General features: G+C 72.4%; 23 protein-coding genes. 9 read left to right on the forward strand and 14 right to left on the reverse strand.

Annotated features, from left to right (window positions below; all coding sequences use genetic code 11):
• Positions 1 to 75: 75 nt before the first annotated feature.
• A complete protein-coding gene (locus RMN57_RS24345) occupies positions 76 to 1,554 on the forward strand; it encodes a catalase (RefSeq protein ID WP_313765450.1) in 1,479 nt (492 codons plus the stop codon).
• A gap of 233 nt (positions 1,555 to 1,787) precedes the next feature.
• Here the strand turns inward: RMN57_RS24345 and hisN are convergent, their stop codons facing one another.
• The 5 genes from hisN to RMN57_RS24370 all read right to left on the reverse strand — a co-directional run bounded on the left by hisN (position 1,788) and on the right by RMN57_RS24370 (position 6,365).
• Positions 1,788 to 2,585, reverse strand: coding sequence for a histidinol-phosphatase (gene hisN, locus RMN57_RS24350; protein ID WP_313765451.1), 798 nt, complete (start codon positions 2,583 to 2,585; stop codon positions 1,788 to 1,790).
• Between the two features lie 82 nt (positions 2,586 to 2,667).
• Positions 2,668 to 2,988, reverse strand: coding sequence for a multidrug efflux SMR transporter (locus RMN57_RS24355; protein WP_313765452.1), 321 nt, complete (start codon positions 2,986 to 2,988; stop codon positions 2,668 to 2,670).
• 118 nt (positions 2,989 to 3,106) lie between these two features.
• On the reverse strand, positions 3,107 to 4,162 hold the full coding sequence (gene rsgA / locus RMN57_RS24360; protein WP_313765453.1) for a ribosome small subunit-dependent GTPase A: 1,056 nt from the start codon (positions 4,160 to 4,162) through the stop codon (positions 3,107 to 3,109).
• Between the two features lie 16 nt (positions 4,163 to 4,178).
• Entirely contained in the window at positions 4,179 to 5,510 is a 1,332-nt protein-coding gene (gene aroA, locus RMN57_RS24365) for a 3-phosphoshikimate 1-carboxyvinyltransferase (RefSeq protein ID WP_313765454.1), read from the reverse strand.
• A gap of 126 nt (positions 5,511 to 5,636) precedes the next feature.
• Positions 5,637 to 6,365, reverse strand: coding sequence for a M50 family metallopeptidase (locus RMN57_RS24370; RefSeq protein ID WP_313765455.1), 729 nt, complete (start codon positions 6,363 to 6,365; stop codon positions 5,637 to 5,639).
• Between the two features lie 145 nt (positions 6,366 to 6,510).
• On the opposite strand from RMN57_RS24370, the gene RMN57_RS24375 reads away from it, so the two are divergent.
• From RMN57_RS24375 to def, 8 genes are all read left to right on the forward strand, one after another.
• Positions 6,511 to 7,263, forward strand: coding sequence for an SOS response-associated peptidase (locus RMN57_RS24375; RefSeq protein WP_313765456.1), 753 nt, complete (start codon positions 6,511 to 6,513; stop codon positions 7,261 to 7,263).
• Positions 7,264 to 7,304: 41 nt separating this feature from the next.
• Positions 7,305 to 7,940 carry an alpha/beta family hydrolase gene (locus RMN57_RS24380; protein ID WP_313765457.1) on the forward strand — a complete coding sequence of 212 codons (636 nt, stop codon included), beginning with the start codon at positions 7,305 to 7,307 and terminating at the stop codon, positions 7,938 to 7,940.
• A gap of 428 nt (positions 7,941 to 8,368) precedes the next feature.
• On the forward strand, positions 8,369 to 9,112 hold the full coding sequence (locus RMN57_RS24385; protein ID WP_308222560.1) for a sigma-70 family RNA polymerase sigma factor: 744 nt from the start codon (positions 8,369 to 8,371) through the stop codon (positions 9,110 to 9,112).
• Complete coding sequence (gene rsrA, locus RMN57_RS24390; protein ID WP_313765458.1) at positions 9,109 to 9,522, forward strand: mycothiol system anti-sigma-R factor; 414 nt, start codon at positions 9,109 to 9,111, stop codon at positions 9,520 to 9,522. The genes RMN57_RS24385 and rsrA overlap by 4 nt, the downstream gene beginning before the upstream one ends.
• A gap of 219 nt (positions 9,523 to 9,741) precedes the next feature.
• Positions 9,742 to 11,259 (forward strand): HD-GYP domain-containing protein, encoded by a 1,518-nt coding sequence (locus RMN57_RS24395; protein ID WP_313765459.1) that lies wholly within the window; start codon positions 9,742 to 9,744, stop codon positions 11,257 to 11,259.
• 83 nt (positions 11,260 to 11,342) lie between these two features.
• On the forward strand, positions 11,343 to 12,611 hold the full coding sequence (locus RMN57_RS24400; RefSeq protein WP_313767946.1) for an HD domain-containing phosphohydrolase: 1,269 nt from the start codon (positions 11,343 to 11,345) through the stop codon (positions 12,609 to 12,611).
• 245 nt (positions 12,612 to 12,856) lie between these two features.
• Positions 12,857 to 13,849 (forward strand): hypothetical protein, encoded by a 993-nt coding sequence (locus RMN57_RS24405; RefSeq protein WP_313765460.1) that lies wholly within the window; start codon positions 12,857 to 12,859, stop codon positions 13,847 to 13,849.
• Between the two features lie 42 nt (positions 13,850 to 13,891).
• Entirely contained in the window at positions 13,892 to 14,512 is a 621-nt protein-coding gene (gene def, locus RMN57_RS24410; RefSeq protein ID WP_313765461.1) for a peptide deformylase, read from the forward strand.
• 103 nt (positions 14,513 to 14,615) lie between these two features.
• On the opposite strand, the gene RMN57_RS24415 is transcribed toward def, so the two are convergent.
• From RMN57_RS24415 to RMN57_RS24455, 9 genes are all read right to left on the reverse strand, one after another.
• Positions 14,616 to 15,671, reverse strand: a complete 1,056-nt coding sequence (locus tag RMN57_RS24415) for a ferritin-like protein (protein WP_313765462.1) — start codon at positions 15,669 to 15,671, stop codon at positions 14,616 to 14,618.
• Positions 15,672 to 15,758: 87 nt separating this feature from the next.
• Positions 15,759 to 16,211, reverse strand: coding sequence for a hypothetical protein (locus RMN57_RS24420; protein ID WP_313765463.1), 453 nt, complete (start codon positions 16,209 to 16,211; stop codon positions 15,759 to 15,761).
• A gap of 59 nt (positions 16,212 to 16,270) precedes the next feature.
• Positions 16,271 to 16,513: a DUF397 domain-containing protein gene (locus RMN57_RS24425; RefSeq protein ID WP_313765464.1), complete on the reverse strand. Its 243-nt coding sequence runs from the start codon at positions 16,511 to 16,513 to the stop codon at positions 16,271 to 16,273.
• A gap of 46 nt (positions 16,514 to 16,559) precedes the next feature.
• On the reverse strand, positions 16,560 to 16,796 hold the full coding sequence (locus RMN57_RS24430; RefSeq protein ID WP_313765465.1) for a hypothetical protein: 237 nt from the start codon (positions 16,794 to 16,796) through the stop codon (positions 16,560 to 16,562).
• A 377-nt stretch (positions 16,797 to 17,173) separates the two neighbouring features.
• Complete coding sequence (locus RMN57_RS24435) at positions 17,174 to 18,100, reverse strand: helix-turn-helix transcriptional regulator (RefSeq protein WP_313765466.1); 927 nt, start codon at positions 18,098 to 18,100, stop codon at positions 17,174 to 17,176.
• Positions 18,025 to 18,543 (reverse strand): DUF6879 family protein, encoded by a 519-nt coding sequence (locus RMN57_RS24440; protein WP_313765467.1) that lies wholly within the window; start codon positions 18,541 to 18,543, stop codon positions 18,025 to 18,027. Before RMN57_RS24440 ends, RMN57_RS24435 begins: the two co-directional genes overlap by 76 nt.
• On the reverse strand, positions 18,527 to 18,730 hold the full coding sequence (locus tag RMN57_RS24445) for a hypothetical protein (protein WP_313765468.1): 204 nt from the start codon (positions 18,728 to 18,730) through the stop codon (positions 18,527 to 18,529). Before RMN57_RS24445 ends, RMN57_RS24440 begins: the two co-directional genes overlap by 17 nt.
• Positions 18,731 to 18,876: 146 nt before the next feature.
• The gene (locus tag RMN57_RS24450) at positions 18,877 to 19,149 is read right to left on the reverse strand and encodes a hypothetical protein (RefSeq protein WP_313765469.1); all 273 of its coding nucleotides are present in this window, start codon (positions 19,147 to 19,149) and stop codon (positions 18,877 to 18,879) included.
• Positions 19,146 to 19,583 carry an ATP-binding protein gene (locus RMN57_RS24455; RefSeq protein ID WP_313765470.1) on the reverse strand — a complete coding sequence of 146 codons (438 nt, stop codon included), beginning with the start codon at positions 19,581 to 19,583 and terminating at the stop codon, positions 19,146 to 19,148. Before RMN57_RS24455 ends, RMN57_RS24450 begins: the two co-directional genes overlap by 4 nt.
• Between the last annotated feature and the right edge of the window lie 23 nt (positions 19,584 to 19,606).

The raw sequence follows: 19,606 nt of genomic DNA on the forward strand, positions 1-19,606 counted from the left end.
TGACTTAGACAAAGTCCAAGTTAGGATCGAGTCTGTCACGACCGGATCACGCGGATCACGCGGAGGCACCCTCTTATGACCACCCAGGACGAGCTGCGCCCCATCCTCACCACGGAGGCGGGTGCCCCCGTCGCCGACAACCAGAACACCGAGACCGCGGGGATCGGCGGCCCGGCGCTCATCCAGGACCAGCAGCTGTTCGAGAAGCTGGCGCACTTCAACCGCGAGCGCATCCCGGAGCGCGTCGTGCACGCCCGCGGCGCCGCGGCGTACGGCACCTTCACGGTGACCGCCGACGTCACCGCCTACACCCGGGCCGCGTTCCTCTCCGAGGTCGGCAAGGAGACCGAGACCTTCCTGCGGTTCTCCACCGTGGCCGGCAACCTCGGCTCGGCCGACGCCGTCCGCGACCCGCGCGGCTTCGCGCTGAAGTTCTACACCGAGGAGGGCAACTACGACCTCGTCGGCAACAACACCCCGGTGTTCTTCATCAAGGACGCCACCAAGTTCCCGGACTTCATCCACACCCAGAAGCGGGACCCGTACACCGGCTCGCAGGAGGCGGACAACGTCTGGGACTTCTGGGGCCTGTCGCCCGAGTCCACCCACCAGGTGACCTGGCTCTTCGGCGACCGCGGCATCCCGGCCAGCTACCGCCACCTCAACGGGTACGGCTCGCACACCTACCAGTGGCAGAACGAGGCCGGCGAGTACTTCTGGGTGAAGTACCACTTCAAGACCGACCAGGGCATCAAGAACCTGACCCAGGACGAGGCCAACAAGCTCGCCGGCGAGGACCCGGACAGCCACCAGCGCGACCTGCGCGAGGCGATCGAGCGCGGCGAGTTCCCGACCTGGACGGTGCAGGTCCAGATCATGCCGGCGGCGGACGCGGCGAACTACCGCTTCAACCCGTTCGACCTGACCAAGGTCTGGCCGCACGAGGACTACCCGCCGATCGAGATCGGCAAGCTGGAGCTGAACCGCAACCCCGACAACGTCTTCGCCGAGGTCGAGCAGTCGATCTTCTCCCCGGCGCACTTCGTGCCCGGCATCGGCCCGTCCCCGGACAAGATGCTGCAGGGCCGCCTGTTCGCGTACGCGGACGCCCACCGCTACCGCGTCGGCATCAACGCCGACCACCTGCCGGTGAACCGCCCGCACGCCACCGAGGCGCGCAACAACAGCCGCGACGGCTACCTGTACGACGGCCGCCACGGCCGCCGGAAGAACTACGAGCCGAACAGCTTCGGCGGCCCGGTGCAGACCGGCCGTCCGCTCTGGGCCGCCGTCCCGGTCACCGGCGCCACCGGCAACCACGAGGCCCCCTCGCACGCCGAGGACGACGACTTCGTGCAGGCCGGCAACCTCTACCGGCTGTTCTCCGAGGACGAGAAGCAGCGGCTGATCGCCAACCTGGCCGGCTTCATCTCCAAGGTCTCGGCCGACCGCGACGACATCGTCGAGCGCGCGATCGGGAACTTCCGCAAGGCGGACGCCGACTACGGGCAGCGCCTGGAGGCGGCGGTGCGGGAGCTGCGCAAGCAGCAGTAGCACCCCGATGAGCAGCGGGCCCGTTCCGACCAGAAAGCTGGCCGGAACGGGCCCGCACCACTATTCGCCCGCTCGCCTCCGGGGCGCTCGGACCCGGTGCCGACGGTCGTCGCTCCGGCGCTCGTGCCTCGCTTGTCGCTCCTCGCTTTCGGCACCGGCGCGCCCCTTCGGCTCGGGGCGGGGTTCGCCCGCTCGCCTTGAGGGGGCTCGGGGCGGGGGTTCGCCCGCTCGGCTCAGACGCTGAGGCGGCGTAGGGCCTCGTCGTGCAGCAGGCCGTTGGTGGCGACCGCGTCGGCGCCGCCCGGGCCCGGGACGCCGTCCAGGCCGGTGAACCGGCCGCCCGCCTCCTCGACGATGATGCAGTTGGCGGCCATGTCCCAGAGCGAGAGCTCGGGCTCGGCGGCGATGTCCACCGCGCCTTCGGCGACCATCATGTAGGACCAGAAGTCGCCGTACGCCCGGGTGCGCCAGCAGGCCCGGGTGAGGTCCAGGAAGGGGTCGAGCCGGCCCCGCTCCTCCCAGCCGGAGAGCGAGGAGTAGGAGAACGAGGCGTCCTCCACCCGGGAGACGCCGGAGACCCGGATCCGGCCGGCCTTGGCCAGGCTGCGGCCGGCGAAGGCGCCGAGGTCCTTGGCCGCCCACCAGCGACGGTTCAGCGCCGGGGCGGAGACGATGCCGACCACCGGGCGCTCCACGCCGTCCGGGCCGTCCTCCAGCAGGGCGATCAGGGTGGCCCAGACCGGCACGCCGCGGATGTAGTTCTTGGTGCCGTCGATGGGGTCGATCACCCAGCGGCGCGGGCCCGAGCCCTGCAGGCCGAACTCCTCGCCGAGCACCGCGTCGCGCGGTCGGGCGCGCTGCAGGACTCCGCGGACCAGCTCCTCGGCGGCCTTGTCCGCGTCGCTGACGGGGGTGAGGTCGGGCTTGGTCTCGACCTTCAGGTCGAGTGCCCGGAATCGCTCCAGGGTGACCGAGTCCGCCGAGTCGGCGAGGACGTGGGCGAGTCGGAGGTCGTCGTGGTAGTCGGCCATGTCCAAGACCCTAGCGAGCCCACCCGGATCGGGACAGTCGGGCTCGCGGAGCGGACGGTCCCGGTTCCGGGCGGGGCGGCGATCAGTGCGAGCCGCTGAGCTGGAGGCCGATCACGCCGGCGATCACCAGGGAGATCGAGACCAGTTTCAGCACGGAGGTGGACTCGTCCAGGAAGAGCATGCCGTAGATCGCGGTGCCGGCGGCGCCGATGCCGGTCCAGACCGCGTAGGCCGGTCCGACCGGCAGGCTCTTCAGGGAGAGGGTCAGCAGGCCGAAGCTGCTGAGGGCGAAGACGCAGAAGCTGACGGTGGGCCAGAGCTTGGTGAAGCCCTCGCTGAGCTTGAGGTTGATCGCGAAGCCGGTCTCCAGCAGGCCGGCCAGGATCACCAGGGCCCATGCCATCGCGTCTCTCCCTGTCGATCGACGGGCCGGACCGCGATCCGGCCCGACTTTCCTATGATCGCCAGGCCGGGGCGGTCCGACACCTCGAACACGCGAAAACGCGGGTGCCGACGGGCGGTCAGTCGCCCTCGCGGGTCTCCTTGCTGGCCAGCAGCCGGCGCAGCGAGTACAACCGGGCCGGCTCGGCGTGCCCGCCCGCGACCCAGGCGTCCAGCGCGCAGTCCGGCTCGTCGTGGCTGCACGCGCGCGGGCAGTCGACGGTGCCGGGCTCCAGGTCGGGGAAGGCGTGGATGACCCGGGACGGGTCGATGTGCGACAGGCCGAAGGAGCGGAAGCCCGGGGTGTCGATCACCCAGCCCGGGTCGAGCGCCTTCTTCGAGCCCGGCCTGGCGCCCGGGGGCGGGGGCAGCCGCAGCGCCAGCGCCGAGACGGTGGTGTGCCGGCCGCGGCCGGTCACCGCGTTGACGTGCCCGGTGGTCCGCTGCCGCTCCGGCACCAGCGCGTTGACCAGGGTGGTCTTTCCGACGCCGGAGTGCCCGATGAACACCGTGGAGCGGCCGCGCAGGTACGCGCGCACCGCCTCCGCCCCGGTGGTGGCGAGCTCGTCCCGCCGGGTCACCACGTAGGTGATGCCCAGCGGCGCGTACGCCTCCAGCATCGGGGCGGCCGGTGCGAGGTCCGACTTGGTGAGGACCAGCAGCGGCTCCATCCCGGCGTCGTACGCGGCCACCAGGCACCGGTCGATCAGCCGGGGCCGGGGCTCCGGGTCCGCCAGGGCGGTGACGATGGCCAGCTGCTCGGCGTTGGCGACGACGATCCGCTCGTACGGGTCGTCGTCGTCCGCGGTGCGCCGCAGGACGGAGCTGCGCTCCTCGACCCGGACGATCCGGGCCAGCGTGTCGGCGTCCCCGGAGAGGTCGCCGACGATGTTGACGACGTCACCCACCACGACGCCCTTGCGGCCCAGCTCGCGGGCCTTCATGGCGACGATCTCGCGCTCCTGCTTCGTCCCGGCGTCCACCAGGCACGTCAGCCGGCCGCGGTCGACGGTGAGCACCATCGCCTCGGCCGCGTCCTCGTGCTTGGGGCGGATCCGGGTCCGCGGCCGGGAGCCCCGGCGCGCGGGGCGGTTGCGGATGTCGTCCTCGTCGGCGTCCTTGCCGTAGCGGCGCATGTACCCAGTCTCCCGCTCAGCCGCCCGCCACTGCCCCGGTGAGCAGCTCGTCCCACATCTTGGGGAAGTCCGGCAGGGTCTTGGCGGTGGTCGCGACGTTCTCGACCTGGACGCCCTCGACGGCCAGGCCGACCACGGCGGCCGCGGTGGCCAGCCGGTGGTCCTCGTAGGTGTGGAAGACGCCGCCGTGCAGCGGGCGCGGGCGGATCCGCAGACCGTCCTCGGTCTCGGTGACGTCACCGCCCAGGTCGTTGATCTCCTTGGCGAGCGCCGCGAGCCGGTCCGTCTCGTGCAGCCGCAGGTGGGCGATGCCGTAGAGGTGGGACTCGGAGTCGGCCAGCGCCGCGACCGCGGCGATCACCGGGGTCAGCTCGCCGACGTCGTGCAGGTCGGCCTCGATGCCGTGGATCCGGCCGGTTCCGGTGAACTGCAGGCCCTCGTCGGTGAACTCGCAGACGCCGCCCATCCGGGTGTAGATCTCGCGCAGCTGGTCGCCGGGCTGGGTGGTGTGCTTCGGCCAGTCGCGGACAGTGACCCGGCCGCCGGTGACCAGGGCGGCGGCGAAGAACGGCGCGGCGTTGGAGAGGTCGGGCTCGACCACCATGTCGCGGCCGATCAGGGCGCCGGGGGTGACCCGCCAGACGTCCTTCTCGCCGCCGTCCTCGGGCGCGTCGACCTGGACGCCGGCCAGGCGCAGCATCTCGACGGTCATCCGGATGTGCGGCAGCGAGGGGACCGGCCCGCCGACGTGGCGGACCTCGACGCCGTTGTTGTAGCGGGCGCCGGAGAGCAGCAGCGCCGAGACGAACTGCGAGGAGGACGAGGCGTCCAGCTCGACCGGACCGCCGTCCAGCGCGCCGGAGCCGTGCACGGTGAGCGGGAACGCGCCGCGGCCGCCGTCGTCGATCCGGGCGCCGAGCGCGCGCAGGGCGTTGATCACGCCGTGCTGGGGGCGCTCGTAGCTGCGCGGGTCGCCGTCGAAGTGCACCGGGCCGTCGGCGAGGACGGCGAGCGGCGGGAGGAAGCGCATCACGGTGCCGGCGTTGCCGACGTCGATCGAGGCCGGGCCGCGCAGCGCGGGGGCGGGGATGACCCGCCAGGCCTCGCCGCCGCCGGTGCCGCCGGTGTCGTTGTTGACCTGCTCCTCGATGCCGACGCCGAGGGCGCGCAGGCCGTCGGCCATCAGCTGGGAGTCGCGGCTGCGCAGCGGGCGCCGCACCCAGCCGGGCTCGTCGGCGAGCGCCGCCAGCACCAGGGCCCGGTTGGTGACCGACTTGGAGCCGGGGATGGTGACGGTGGCGTCAACGGGGGCGGTCGCGACGGGGGCGGGCCACAGGGTCTCGGTCATGGGGCAAGTTTAGGGGCCGTACCGGAACTGTCCCCTCGGCGGCCGGATGGCGGAACGGGGGGATGTGTCTGCGCCCGCTCGGTTCTCGCCCGCTCGCCTCCGGGAAGCGCCGGGGCGGGCGGGCGCTCAGAACGACGCAGGGTCCTCGGGGAGGAGCCAGTGCGCGCCGACGGCCAGGCAGACGAGCGCGGTGACCAGGAAGAGCGTGACCCAGGCGAGGCCCGGGACGCCGGTGAGCCGGGCCAGCTGGTCGGCGTCGGAGTCGCCGCCCTCGCCGCGGCGGCGCTGGTACTGCAGCTCCAGTACCGGCCGGACGGAGCCGAACAGCAGGAACCAGCTGCCGAGGTAGGCGAAGCCGGCCTGGACCTCGGCGGTGCCGTACCAGGAGACCAGGAAGAACGCGGCCCCGGCCAGGATGACGGAGAGGAAGCCGAAGGCGTTGCGGATCCGGACCAGCAGGGCCAGCAGCAGGGCGATGGTCAGCCAGAGCAGCAGGGTGATCCGGTCGGCGGCGAGCAGGGCGGCGCAGCCGAGCCCGAGCAGGGGCGGGGCGATGTAGCCGGCGGCGGCGGTCAGCACCATGCCGGGGCCGGTGGGCTGGCCGTAGGAGAGGGTGAGGCCGGACGTGTCCGAGTGGAGCCGGATGCCGGTCAGCGTGCGCCCGGTGAGGAGGGCGGCGAGGCCGTGGCCGCCCTCGTGGGCGATGGTGACCGCGTTGCGGGTCACCCGCCAGAGCGGTCGGGCGACCACCGCGAGCAGGGCGGCGGCGCCGGTGGCGAGGACGAGCCAGCCGTGCGGGGCGGGCTGGGCACCGGTGACCCGGTCCCACAGCGCGCCGATGCTCTGTCCGTCCATGTCCGCTCTCCGCCTCCGTTCGCCCGGGCCGGGGGTCGGCGGCCGGGGTGGCAGCCTCCCATGCGGGGACGGCCGGGCGGGAGACGGTGGTTCGTTCTGCGGAATGAGGAATCGGTGAGAGCGGTGGGCGTGGCAAGCTGACGCCATGTGCGGTCGCTTCGCCTCCAGCAGCAAGCCCGAGGACATCGTCGAGCTCTTCGGCGTCCGGCAGTGGGACCCGGCCGAGACGCTGGCCCCCAGCTGGAACGTCGCCCCCACCGAGAGCGCCTTCGTGGTGCTGGACCGGGTGCCCAAGGGGGAGCCGGCGCCGGTGCGGCAGCTGCGGGTGCTGCGCTGGGGCCTGGTGCCGGCCTGGGCGAAGTCGCCCGAGACCGCGGTGAAGATGATCAACGCCCGCGCGGACACGGTGCACGAGAAGCCCTCGTACCGGCAGGCCTTCGCCTCCCGGCGGTGCATCGTCCCGGTCGACGGCTACTACGAGTGGCAGACGGTGCCGGGCGAGCGCGGCAAGCCGAAGAAGAAGCCGTTCTTCGTCTCCCGGGCCGACGGCAGCCCGCTGGCGCTGGCCGGGCTGTACGAGTTCTGGCGCAACCGGGCGGTGCCGGCCGGCCACCCGGAGGCCTGGCTGGTGACGTTCACCGTGGTCACCACCGAGGCGGAGGAGCTGCTCGCCCCGATCCACGAGCGGATGCCGCTCTTCCTGGACCGCGAGTCGTTCGACGACTGGCTGGACCCGGGGCTGAGCGACCCGGACGAGCTGCGCCGGCTGCTGATACCCCCGCCGCCCGGCGCCCTGCTGGCCACCCCGGTCTCGCCGGCGGTCGGCAGCATCCGCAACAACGGCCCCGAACTGACCCGGCCCTGGGACGAGGCCGAGTTCGAGACGACGCTCTTCTGACCCTCCGTCCTTCTCCCCCCTTCTCCTGGAGCCCGCGCGCGATGACCACCGAACTCGTTCCGACCCCGGCCGGGGACGCCCGGATCACCCACCGTCCGGCGGCCGCCCCGAAGGCGCTGCTGGCGCTCGGGCACGGCGCCGGCGGCGGGATCGGGGCGCGCGACCTGGTCGCACTGGCCGAGGCGCTGCCGCCGCGGGGGATCTCGGTGGCGCTGGTCGAGCAGCCCTGGCGGGTGGCCGGGAAGCGGCTCGGGCCGGCGCCGAAGACGCTGGACACCGGCTGGACCCCGGTCGCCGAGCGGCTGTCCGGGCCGGGCCTGCCGCTGGTGGTCGGCGGGCGCAGCGCCGGCGCCCGGGTGGCCTGTCGGACCGGTGCGGCCACCGGTGCGGTCGGCGTGGTGGCGCTGGCGTTCCCGCTGCACCCGCCGGGCAAGCCCGAGAAGAGCCGGGCCGAGGAGCTGCTGGAGTCGGGCCTGCCGACGCTGGTGGTACAGAGCGCGGCGGACCCGTTCGGCGGCCCGGCGGAGTTCCCGGCGCTGCCGGCCGGGCACGAGCTGGTGGCGGTGCCGTACGGCAACCACGGCTTCGAGGTGCCGAAGCGGGCGCCGGTGGGGCAGGACGCCGTGCTGGAGCTGATCACCGCGGCGGTCGGCGACTGGGTGCTCGGCCTGCTCTGAGCACCGGCCCTGCTCCGACCGGCGCGCTGCTCCGACGGGCGCGCTGCTTCGCCGGGCCTGCCTGTTCCGAGCGCCGCCCCTGTTCCGAGCACCGCTGATGCTTCGAGCGCCGGAGCGCGCCGACCGGGCCCGCGCCGGCCGGTGGGAACGGGCCGTCGCCGCACGCTCACCCACCCGGATGAACACCTGGCCGGGGGCGGGAATGCGGGGGCGGTCCGCATGGTTGACAAGCTCGTCAGCTTGAGTCCCGGTGGAAGGCAGCACAGATGGGTTCGATCGCGTGCCCCGAGCGGCCGGAGGAGCGCGAGGCCGCCACGGCCTTCGCCCCCTCGTGGTCGGAGTGGCTTGTCGCGGGCGAGAAGCCCGTGAGCCCGATATCCTCCCTCTCGGGGCAGCCTGCAGTGGGCGGTCTGCGCCATGCCGAGGAGGTGGGTCCGGTCGTCGGGACCGAGCACGAGACCGAGCCGGGCCGGGGCCCGGAGGAGGGCCTGCCCACGGGCGAGGCGCTCACCGGTGAGGAGCTGGCCGAGGCGATCGGTGAGGACACCTTCCGGGTGTCGGCGGAGGAGAGCGAGGAGGCCCGGCGGGAGCGCTTCGAGCGCGACGCCCTGGGCTACCTCGACCCGATGTACTCGGCCGCGCTGCGGATGACCCGTAACCCGGCCGACGCGGAGGACCTCCTCCAGGAGGCGTTCGCGAAGGCGTACGCGTCGTTCCACCAGTTCCGCGAGGGCACCAACCTCAAGGCCTGGCTGTACCGCATCCTCACCAACACGTTCATCAACTCGTACCGCAAGAAGCAGCGGGAGCCCCAGCGCACCGCCGCCGAGGAGATCGAGGACTGGCAGCTGGCCCGGGCCGAGTCGCACATGTCGACCGGCCTGCGCTCGGCGGAGACCCAGGCGCTCGAACACCTCCCGGACAGCGACGTGAAGGACGCCCTCCAGGCCATCCCGGAGGAGTTCCGCATCGCCGTGTATCTCGCGGACGTAGAGGGCTTTGCGTACAAGGAGATCGCGGACATCATGGGTACTCCCATCGGTACGGTGATGTCCCGACTGCACCGCGGCCGCCGTCAGCTGCGCGGCATGTTGGAGGATTACGCCCGCGAGCGCGGGCTGGTCCCGGCCGGCAGCGGGGCAGGGCAGGAAGCGAAGGGCTCGGGCTCATGAGCTGCGGCGATCCGCACGACACCGAGTGTGGCGAGGTCCTCGACCACCTCTATGAATTCCTCGACAACGAGATGGCCGAGGGCGACTACGCCAAGTTGCGCGTGCACTTCGAGGAGTGCTCGCCATGCCTGGAGAAGTACGGCCTGGAGCAGGCGATCAAGGCGCTGATCAAGCGCTGCTGCGGGTGCGACGACACCCCGGCCGACCTGCGCGGCAAGGTGCTGGCCAGGATCGACTCGATCCGGGCCGGGCAGCGCACCGGCGAGGCGGTGGTGGTCTCCGTCGAGTCGACGGCAGAGCTCCACGGCGAGGCCGGTCCGCGCCGCGAGGCCCGGGACGCCACGGCCGAGCCGGCCGACGACCAGGCCCGACCGGGCACCCCCGTCGAGGCGGGCGCCCCGGCGGAGTGAGCCCGCGCCGCCCGCGTGCGCGGGCGGCCGGAGGAACGGATCAGGCGGCCCCGGAGCGTGTGCTCCGGGGCCGCCCCCGTGCTCCTTGCGTGCGCCGTCACTCGTTCGAGTGAGTTGGCGGTGCGCCAACTGCGGCATTCCGCGATCATGCGTCCCCACGCCGGAACGGCGGCCTATCCTCCTGACGGACACTCACCGCCGGGGCCCCCGGTGGGCCGAGTGCTGAGCGGGCCAGGACGCGGGGAGGTCGAGATCGCTACCGACAGGGGAGAGGCGGACCTGCCGCCGGGCGCGGTGGGCTACCTGCTGGCCGTGCCGGTCGCGGCGCTCTGCTGCCTGCTGCCGCTGCTGCCGGTGCCGGGACCGCTCGGCGTGCCGCGCTGGCTCGGCGCCCCCGTCGACTGGCCCAAGGTCGGGCTGCTGTCCTTCCTGCACGGCTGCTGGGAGTCGCTCGCCCAGGGGCTGACCACACCCTGCCTGCGACTGGTCAGGGTGCTGCTGCGCCGGGCGCCGCTGGCCGACCGGCCACCGGCCCGGCCCTGCGCCAACGCCTTCTTCCCGGTGCTGTTCGCCGGGGTGCTGATGCTGCCGCCGGCCGCCGCCGCGCTGGTCGCGGTGCCGCCCGCGCTGCTCGGCTACGCCGAGTCGAACCGCGGGCGGCGGGTCTGGAACGGTGCACAGCTCGGGCTCTCCGCCTTCGCCTCCTCGGCGGTCTTCCACCTGCTCTCCGGGCCGCAGCTGCTGCTCGGCTCCCGGTTCCCCGCCGCGCTGCTCCCGGGGTGCGCCGCGCTGGGCGCGTTCTGCCTGGTCAACAGCGTCCTGGTGAGCGGCATGCTGGTGCTCGCCGAGGGCCGGCCGGCGACCGTGCTGCTGCGCGGACCGGCCACCGCGATCGGCCTGCCGGTGCTGGTCCACGCGGCCGGCGGGCTGATGGTCGCGGTGCTCTGGCAGGGCCCGTACGGCGCGTTCGCGGCGCTGCTGGCGCTGCTGCCGCTCTCCATCTCGGCCTGGGTGTTCGCCCAGGGCCACCGCGAGCGCGACGCCCACCAGGCCACCGTCCAGGCGCTGGTGCAGGCCGTCGAGATCAAGGACGCCTACACCCGCGGGCACAGCGAGCGGGTCGGCAAGGCGGCCGTGCTGATCGCCGATCAGCTCGGCATGGAGGCCGAGCGGCTGCGCACCCTGCGCTACGCCGGGATCCTGCACGACGTCGGCAAGCTGGGCGTCGCCACCGAGCTGCTGCGCAGAAACGGTCCCCTCAACGACGCCGAGCGGCGGGCGGTGGAGGTGCACCCGGTGCACGGGTACGAGCTGGTCCGCGGGATCGCCTTCCTCGGCGAGGCGCACGCCGGAATCCTGCACCACCACGAGCGGGTGGACGGCCGGGGCTACCCGAGCGGGCTGGTGGGGGAGCAGATCCCGGAGTTCGCCCGGATCATCTCGGTCGCCGACGCCTTCGACTCGATGACCTCCACCCGCTCCTACCGCCGCGGCCGGCCGGTGGCGGAGGCGGTGACCGAGCTGGAGCGCTGCGCGGGCAGCCAGTTCGACCCGGTGATGGTCCGGGCGCTGGTCGACGCGCTCGCGGTGCACGACTGGCAGCCGGTGCTGCCGCCGTCCGGCGACTGCATCGCGGCGGTGCCGGACATCCCGCTCGGCGTCCCCGAGCCGGCCCGGGCGGCCCCGCGTCGGGTGCCCGCGCAGGGCGGCAGCGTCCCGACGGCCGGGCCGTCGTGATCGCGGCGACCGGGGGTGCCCGGAGGCCGTCCCGGCGGGCCGCGGGCGGGCCGCTCCCCGGGGCGGTGTACGGCGGGGTGGCGATGGTGCACGGCGCCGCGCTCGCGCTGCTGGCCATGGCCTTCGGGGTGGTCGCGGTGCGCGGGGTGGCCGAGCCGGGTGTGGCGTTGGCCTTCACGGTGCTGATCGCGCTCGGCGAGTGCGTCCGGATCACCCTGCCGGGCGACCGGGAGCAGGCGCCGATCGGGGCGGCCGGCGCGCTGGCGTACGCGCTGCTGGGCCCGCTGCGCGGGCTGCCGACCGGGCACGGGGTGTTCCAGGCGGCCGCGGTGACCGGCGCGGGCCTGCTGCTCGCGCTGCTGCCGGCCCTGCTGCTGCCGCACGGCGCCCGCCGGCACCGGCAGGCGCCCTGGCGGGACCCGGTCCGCCTGGACGGCGCGGCCCGGCGGCTGCTCGGGGCGGGCTTCGCGGCGGCGATCTTCCAGCCGCTCTACACCAGCGGTGCGGTGGACCGGTTCTCCGCGGACGGGCCGGTGTACGGGGTGTTCCTGACCCTGGTGGCCGCGCTCGCCGCGCTCTGCGACGCCAGCCTCGCGGCGGTGCTGCGGCGGGCCCGGAGCGGGCTGCGGTTCCCGGCGGCGCTGGAGGACGAGCTGCGCTCGCTGTTCGGGATCGGGTCCGCGATCGCCGCGACCGGGCTGCTGGTCAGCCTGGCGGCCGGCGAGGTGGGGCTCTGGGCGCTGCCGCTGTTCTGCGCACCGCTGCTGCTGGCCCAGGTGTCGTTCCGCCGGGCCGCCGCCGTCCGGGCCACCACCGGGCAGACCATCGCCAGCCTGGCCCGGGCCACCGAGGTGGCCGGCTACACCCCGCCCGGCCACGCCCGCCGGGTGGCCGACACGGCGTGCGCGGTCGGGCGCGAGCTGGGGTTGGGCACCCGTGAGCTCGCCCTGTTGGAGTACGCGGCGCTGATGCACGACGTCGGGCAGCTGTCGCTGGTCGAGCCGGTGCCGGACGGGGCGACGGCCCTGCTCCCGGACGAGGAGCAGCGGCGGATCGCCAGGCTCGGCAGCGAGGTGATCATGCGGACCGGGGTGCCGCGGAAGGTGGCCGAGCAGGTGGCCCGGCTGGCCGACCCGTGGCAGGGCGGTCCCTCCGGAGCGGACGGCGAGGTGCCGCTGGCGGCCCGGATCATCCGGGTGGCCAACGCGCACGACGACCTGCTGACGGCGGCGCGCCGGCGCGGGGTGGGCGAGGCGGTGGGGCGGCTGGAGGTGCTGGAGGCGCTGCGGCTGGGCCGGGGGCGGGTCTACGACGCACGGGTGGTGGACGCCCTCGTCCGGGTCCGCGGCTGACGGTCCCGGCGGTGTCCGGGGGTCCGTTCGGAACGCTGGCCTGCTGGGGTTGAGGCACGGCGGCGGGGCGGGCAGGCTGGGTAGGGGCGGGCGCCGGCCGCGGGGGCAACCACGGCGGTGGGGAGCGCGGGCGGCGGCGGGCGTGGTTGGATGCGGTCGTAGCGTGGAACACCGACCCGGGGAACCGGGCCCGTGACGCGGGAGCGGATACGGGACTTGAGCGGACGACGACGGCAGGGACGAACGTGAGGATCTTCCACCGGGCACGGCACCGGCCGTCCGCCACCTGGCGGCAGACGACCGACCGGGCTTTCACGCTGATCGGCGACGGCCGGTACGAGGACGCGGGTGCGCTGCTGGTGATGGCGGCCGACCTGGAGCCGTGGCTGTCGGACTCCTGGTTCAACCTCGCGCTGCTGCACAAGTTCCGCCGGGACTGGGAGCAGGCGCGGGCGGCCGGCCTGCGGGCGGTGGCGCTGCTGGACCGCGAGCAGGGCGCCCCCGACTGGTGGAACCTGGGGATCACGGCGACGGCGCTGCAGGACTGGCCGCTGGCGCGGCGGGCCTGGCAGGCGTACGGCCTGCGGCTGCCGGGCGGCCCCGGTGCGCAGCCGGACGGGCCGGTGAGCCTGGACCTCGGGACGACGCCGGTGCGGCTCTCCCCGGACGGCGAGTCCGAGGTGGTCTGGGGCCGGCGGCTGGACCCGGCCCGGATCGAGGTGCTGTCGATCCCGCTGCCGTCCTCCGGCAGACGCTGGGGGGAGGTCGTGCTGCACGACGGTGCCCCGCACGGCGAGCGGGTCACCGACGGTGTGGCCTACCCGGTGTTCGACGAGATCGAGCTGTGGGCGCCGTCCCCGGTGCCGACGTACGTGGTGCTGCTGCAGGCCGCGACGGCGGCGGACCGGGACGCGCTGGAGCGGCTGGTCGCGGAGGCCGGCTACGCGGCGGAGGACTGGACGTCGTCGGTGCGGCTGCTCTGCCGGGCCTGCTCGGAGAGCCGGATGGCCGCCGACGACGGGCACACCGCCCACCACGATCCGCACGACGACGGCGACGCCGCCCACCCGGGCCACCTGAGCCACCTCAGCCAGGGCGGCGCGGCCGGGATGTCCTGGCTGGTGGAGCGGGAGTGCGGGATCGCGGCGCCGGCGCACCTGGTGCGGACGCTGCTGGACCGCTGGGCCGCGGCCTCCCCGGGGTCGAGGGCGTACCGGGATCTCGAAGAAGTCTGCTGAGTACCCTGGTGAGGTACGCGTAGCCCTATGGAAGCGGAAGACATGGCGGAGCAGACCGAGCAGCACGAGCACGACGAGAACCCGAACCCGAAGGTGGTCGGAGAGGAGCCGGACCTCACCAAGGGCACCGCGCGCCCGATCACCGTGGTCGGCAACCCCGTCCTGCACCGCGAGGTCAAGGACGTCACCGCGTTCGACGGCGAGCTGTCCGCACTGATCGACGACATGTTCCAGTCGATGTACGCGGCCGAGGGCGTGGGCCTCGCGGCCAACCAGATCGGTGTGGACCTCAAGGTCTTCGTCTACGACTGCCCGGACGACGAGGGCGTGCGCCACATCGGCCACGTGATCAACCCGAAGCTGGAGGAGTACCCGGCCGACCGCCGCCGGGAGCTGGACGACAGCAACGAGGGCTGCCTGTCGGTGCCCACCGCCTACGCCGAGCTGCCGCGCCCGGACTTCGCGGCGGTGACCGGTGTGGACAAGGACGGCGAGCCGATCCGGGTCGAGGGCACCGGCTTCTTCGCCCGCTGCCTGCTGCACGAGACGGACCACCTGTACGGCACCCTCTACATCGACAAGCTGTCGAAGCGGGACCGCAAGGACGCCCTGCGGCAGATGGCCGAGGGGACGCCGCGGTACGCGACCGTGCCGAACGAGTAACGGCCGAAGGCCTGTTGAAGGCGTGTTGAAGGCCGGTGCGGAGGCTCCGCACCGGCCTTCGGGCTGTCCGGGGCCAGGGGCTCGGGGGCCCAGGGGCTGCGGGCTACGGGAGGAAGAGCCACTCCGGGCCGTAGGTGAAGCGGGGGTCGAGGGGGAGCTTGATGCCGTTGATCTGCTGGGCGGTGAGACGCATCTGCCGCATGTGTCCGATGGCCTGGCCGAGCGAACCGCTTCCGGCGTCGCCCCAGGCGGCCTTGAGGGCGCGCAGCATGTCGCTGTAGTGCTGGTTGAAGGTGTGCAGCCGCTCGGCGGTGGTGGCGTCGGGCTCGTTGCCGGGGGAGTTGATCCAGCCGCCCTGGGGGACCCGGGCGACCGGTGAGGTGTCGGGCAGCGGGACGTCGGCGCCGTTGAAGTCGTACTTCCCCGTCTGCTCGTCGCGGACGAGCTTCTTGCCGACCGCGATCTCCTTGAAGGCGTAGTAGTGGGCGAGTTCGCCCGGGTCGCCGGGGAAGGGGTTCTCCGGGGAGGCGTCGGTGCCCTCGCCCTGGGTCTGGATGATGTGGATGGCGGCGAGCACGTCGTCGATGCGGTTCATCGGGACGATGTCGTTGCCGGCGCCGTGGCTCGTGAGCGGGAACTCCACCTGCCGATGCCCGGTGATGAGGTCGGCGAACTTGGGGAAGACATTGGCGATGCGCTGGTAGAACGCGCCGATGGTGTTGCCGTCGGGCGCGAAGGCGAGCGGGTGCTCGGGCTTCTCGATCTCGGAGAACAGACAGGCCGAATCGCGGGTGAGTCCGCTGAGGTACACCTCCAGGCCGGGGTTGACGCCGCCGGGCAGCTGACCCGGGTACTTCGGCACGGTGGCGGGGTCGGTGAGCTCGACCGTGCCGCCGATGGTGGTGAGCATGTTGCAGACCAGCCCGAAGTGCGACATCTCGTCGAAGATGATCTCGCGGATGGTGTGGCGGACCGGCTTGTTGTTGTCCGGGTCGGTGATCGACCAGAGGGCGGTGGCGTAGGGCGGGATGGTGGAGAGTTCCAGCATGATCGCCCGCTGGAGCGCGTCCTTGAGCTCCTGCTCGGTCCAGTCCTCCTCCGCGACGTTCATGAGCTGGACGATCGCGTCGCTTCCGTAATCGAGGATTCCGGTCGCCATGGTGGGCCCCTTTCGTTCGGCTGTCGGCCGGACCGTAGCCGGGGGCGGATCGTGCACGGAGGCATGGCACCGGTGTGGCTCGGGAGTTCATCCGGACGGGCGGCGCGCGGAGGGGGCACCGTCCCTGCCCGGCGCCGGGCAGGGGATGTTCGGATGTGTCCTGTTGGGGCAGGCGATCACGTAGTGGCCCGACCATCGGACGTCGGACACCCAGCGGGCCCACACGACGTCCGAGGCGTTGGCCAGTTGGTCGACCGCTCGGCGGCGCCGGGCTTCGAGCGGCAGCCAGGGATCGCCGGCGGGCGTGTGCTCCGCGTATCGCTCCGCGAGCCAGTCGGCCGCAGCGGTGGGCGTTTCCCAGGTGCCACGGATCTGAGCGGCCGGGCGCAGCAGCCACCAGCCGGTCATCAGGGGTGGTAGCTCGGAGAGGCGGAACCCTGCGCCCTCGACCGGCCGCCGCTCCGACTCCTTCGCCAACAGCCGGCCGTCACCGGCCCATTCGTAGCCGTGGAAGTGCAACTGCGCTTCTCCTCCGGGCATTCGCACCCCGCCCGGCCGCCCGCACGGGACTGCGGGCGGTCGGGGCGGTCGGGCCGGCGTCAGACGGACAGGCCGAACCGCGCGGGGTCGATCCCGGCGGTGGTCAGCTCCTCGGCGGTGAACAGCAGCGGCTCGCGGTCGGGGCGCTTGCTGTCGCCCAGGGCGAAGACGCCGGGGGCGTGCGGCACCGCACCGAGGGTCACGCACGACTCGCCGTCGTCGCCCCCGCCCTGGTTGCCGCCGCACGCGCGGTTGAACTGGATGCGGGAGAAATCGAGTTCGTAGAGGTTGTGATCGGTCATCGCCTGCACCTTCCGGTGTTGGGAGAGTGGATCCGCGGGAGGTCGGTCAGCCCCACAGGCTGATGCGCGTGGTGAGCTGGTCGACGGGCACCTGCCGCGGCGGGGCGGCCGGCTCGAACAGCGGCCGGACCAGTGCCCGGCCGTCCCGGAGGCCCACCACTTCGACAAGGCCCCCGGTGGTGAGGTCCTTCCGAACCGGGTTGTTGTCGACCCGCTCCATGAGCTCTGCCTGCGTCCGGCGACTCTTCGGCTCGGTCGGCTGTGCGGAACCCGCAGCGGACATCGAGGACTCCCGTAACTCGCGGATCGTTTCGGTGAGTCACCAAGTTAGGGGCGAGCGGGGGTCGGTCCGGCGCACTTTCCTGTTCCCGAAAGAACTCCTCTCGGGATCCTTGGAATGGCGCGCATATTCATCTCCTGCGACCCCTTGTGCGGGCGAGTGGCGGGGTCGCAGTGCCCGGGCGGTTCGTCGAACTCGTGCGCAGGAGGTCGGACCGGCCGACTTCCTGCGTCACCAAGGCTCCGGTGGAGTCGGTGCCGGTCAAGAAGTCCGGCCCGCCCTGTCCGATGGGATATCGGGCAGGGCGGGAAGAGTAGGAATCAGAACGCCTGACGGCCACGCTGATGGCGGCCCCCGCGGAGGCTCCGCTGGGGCCGCCATCAGCGTGTTCCGGTTCCCCCTGGCTGGATTCCTTTGTGTTCCCGCAGGAACTCGTCACGGATGCTTCCGACCATCTCCCGCATTGCGTCACCGGTCAGGGCCTGGAGCTCGAACCGACTGAACCGTTCCAGGTACAGCTCCACATCTTTCGGCTCGCTGGTGGTGATTTCTGCATGGGGGATCTCCACGATGACCATCCGATTGTCGTAGACGACGAACGATGAGGATGGCGCTTCCGTCATGGGGGTCGAGAGTGGCACGATGCCGAACGAGATGTTGGGGAGGCGAGAGAGAGTGATGAGCCGGTCCAGTTGGACGGCCATCTCGGGCGGCGATACAAGCCGCCAGCGCAGCACCGATTCCGTGATCAGGTAGCGGAAGGACTTGGTGGGCTCGAAGAGTACGGCCTGGCGTTGGAGCCGGGCACCGATGGTCCGTGACAGCATCTCCGCTGTCAGGCCCTTGGCGCCGAGGATTGCCCGAACGTACTCCGGTGTCTGGCACAGGCCAGGGATGCAGGACGGTTGGAAGACCCGTTGAATCGCAGTCTCGGCTTCAACGGAGCGGATGGCGTCCTGGTGCAAGTGAAATCCGCTGCGCCGGTAGAGGCGCCATGCCGTGGCCTCGGTGGCTTCTCGACGGGCTGTCTCCACCAATCCGGCCCGAACTTCATCGGACACCCCGATGGCCGCGAGGATGCGGTCGACATCCATCGCTGTCGGTGCGAGCTTTCCCGTCTCGATGCGGCTCAACTTGGACGGAGACATGGCAGCGCTGCGGGCGACTGCTTTGGCCTCTTTACCGCTGGCCTTCCGCAGTTCCCGCAGCGTGCTACCGATGTGTCCTCTCACTAGCTGCCGTGCCGCTCCCACCAGTCGGCGAACGGCTCGGCATGGCTCAGAGCCGTGTCTCGCCAGTGAATCCACTTCTGCACGTCGGGCTCCTCCTCCGCTCCGAGGAATCCACCTTCGTCGTCGTAGGTCATGGAGACGGTTGCGGACTCGTCGAACATCCAGAAGTCGGGAACGCCGTCGAGAGGGTTCGACTTCTCCGTGATGTCGAGGATGAAGAACTCCTCGCCGGCCGTGGCGTTCGTCCGGTATCCCCAGCCGAGTTCGAACTGGAGGTACCGGGTGAGAGGTCGGGTCAGGATGTGAACCCGGTACATGCGGCGGCCGGCGTCGGTGTTCCGGTGGACCTGTGCCAGCCACCTGGCGTTGTAGTCGGCAGGCTTAGACTCTCCGGCCAGGAATGCCTGATAGGCGTCGACGCTGCCGGACTTGCTGTAGTCGTCCAGCGTCTCCAGTCGGAACGCTTCCTGCTGGAAGTCGTCGAAGAGTCGGCCGAAGGCGTCAGGAGAGATGGTCACGGGCAACCCTCGTCAGGAGGTCGATCGGGATGCGTACGGCGGTCTCGGTGTCAGGAAGCTGCATCATGGCCAGCGCTTCCGGGTCGTCCACCTTGAAGCCCTGTACGACCAGTTCCCCGGTGTCAGTGGCGTAGATCGTCGGGCATGGCCCGTTGTCGCAGGAGCTGTCTAGTTCGGTCAGCTTCACGACTGCTTCCTCCCCTTGGCTTCTCGTTCGATGTTCCCGACTGCCCGGGTGCGGGGTCAAGAACTCGATCTTTCGAGAACGAGAAATCGGTCTGGTGGGTTGGTTGCTCCTGCCCGGCGCTCGCGCCGGGCAGGAGCAACGGGAGTTCAGGGGTGATGGGTGGTGATGGTGATGGGGTGGGCGGTCCAGCGGGTGAGGGAGCCGACGTAGAGGGTGGTGCTCCAGAGGCCGCCGCGGTCGAGACAGCGGGCGACGCCGTCGCCGCGGCCGGGCCCGATGCACACGCGGATGAAGTCGCGGTGGGCCTCGCGGACGGGGCGCGCTCGGACGTGGTCCCAGAGGACGGGGAGCGCGTGGTCGAGGGTCGGGAAGACGGCGGGCAGCATGATGCCCGCGATCCCGGCCCGGACGGCGCTCACGCGGCGGCCGTCTCGGGAGCGACGTGGCACCAGACGAACTTGCCGATGCCGCCGGCGCGGGGGCAACAGCCCCACTGGGTGGCCAACTCGTGGACGAGGAGCAGGCCTCGGCCGGCTTCGTCGGAGTCCGAGGCGTCGCGGAGTGCGGGCTCGGCGCTGTCGGCGTCGTGCACCTCGATGCGGAGCAGGTCGTCCGCGAGCCTGAAGCGGATCTGGATCAGGCGCCCGCGCGGCGTGCGGGCGTGCCGGATGGAGTTGGTGACCAGCTCGGAGAGCAGCAACTCGCCGGTGGAGAGCAGGCCTTCGGTGCCGGGGTGGTCGGCGAGGAAGCGGCGGAGTTCGCGCCGTGCCGCACCGGCGGACCTCAGGTGCCGGGGCAGCCAGCAGGCGTGTTCGGTGGGGGCGGTGTGGGAAGGGGAGACGGTTTCGGGCATGGCAGGGCCACCTCCGAGGGGTG

This window comes from Kitasatospora sp. CM 4170, assembly GCF_032110285.1.
GTDB classification, from domain to species: Bacteria; Actinomycetota; Actinomycetes; order Streptomycetales; family Streptomycetaceae; genus Kitasatospora; species Kitasatospora aburaviensis.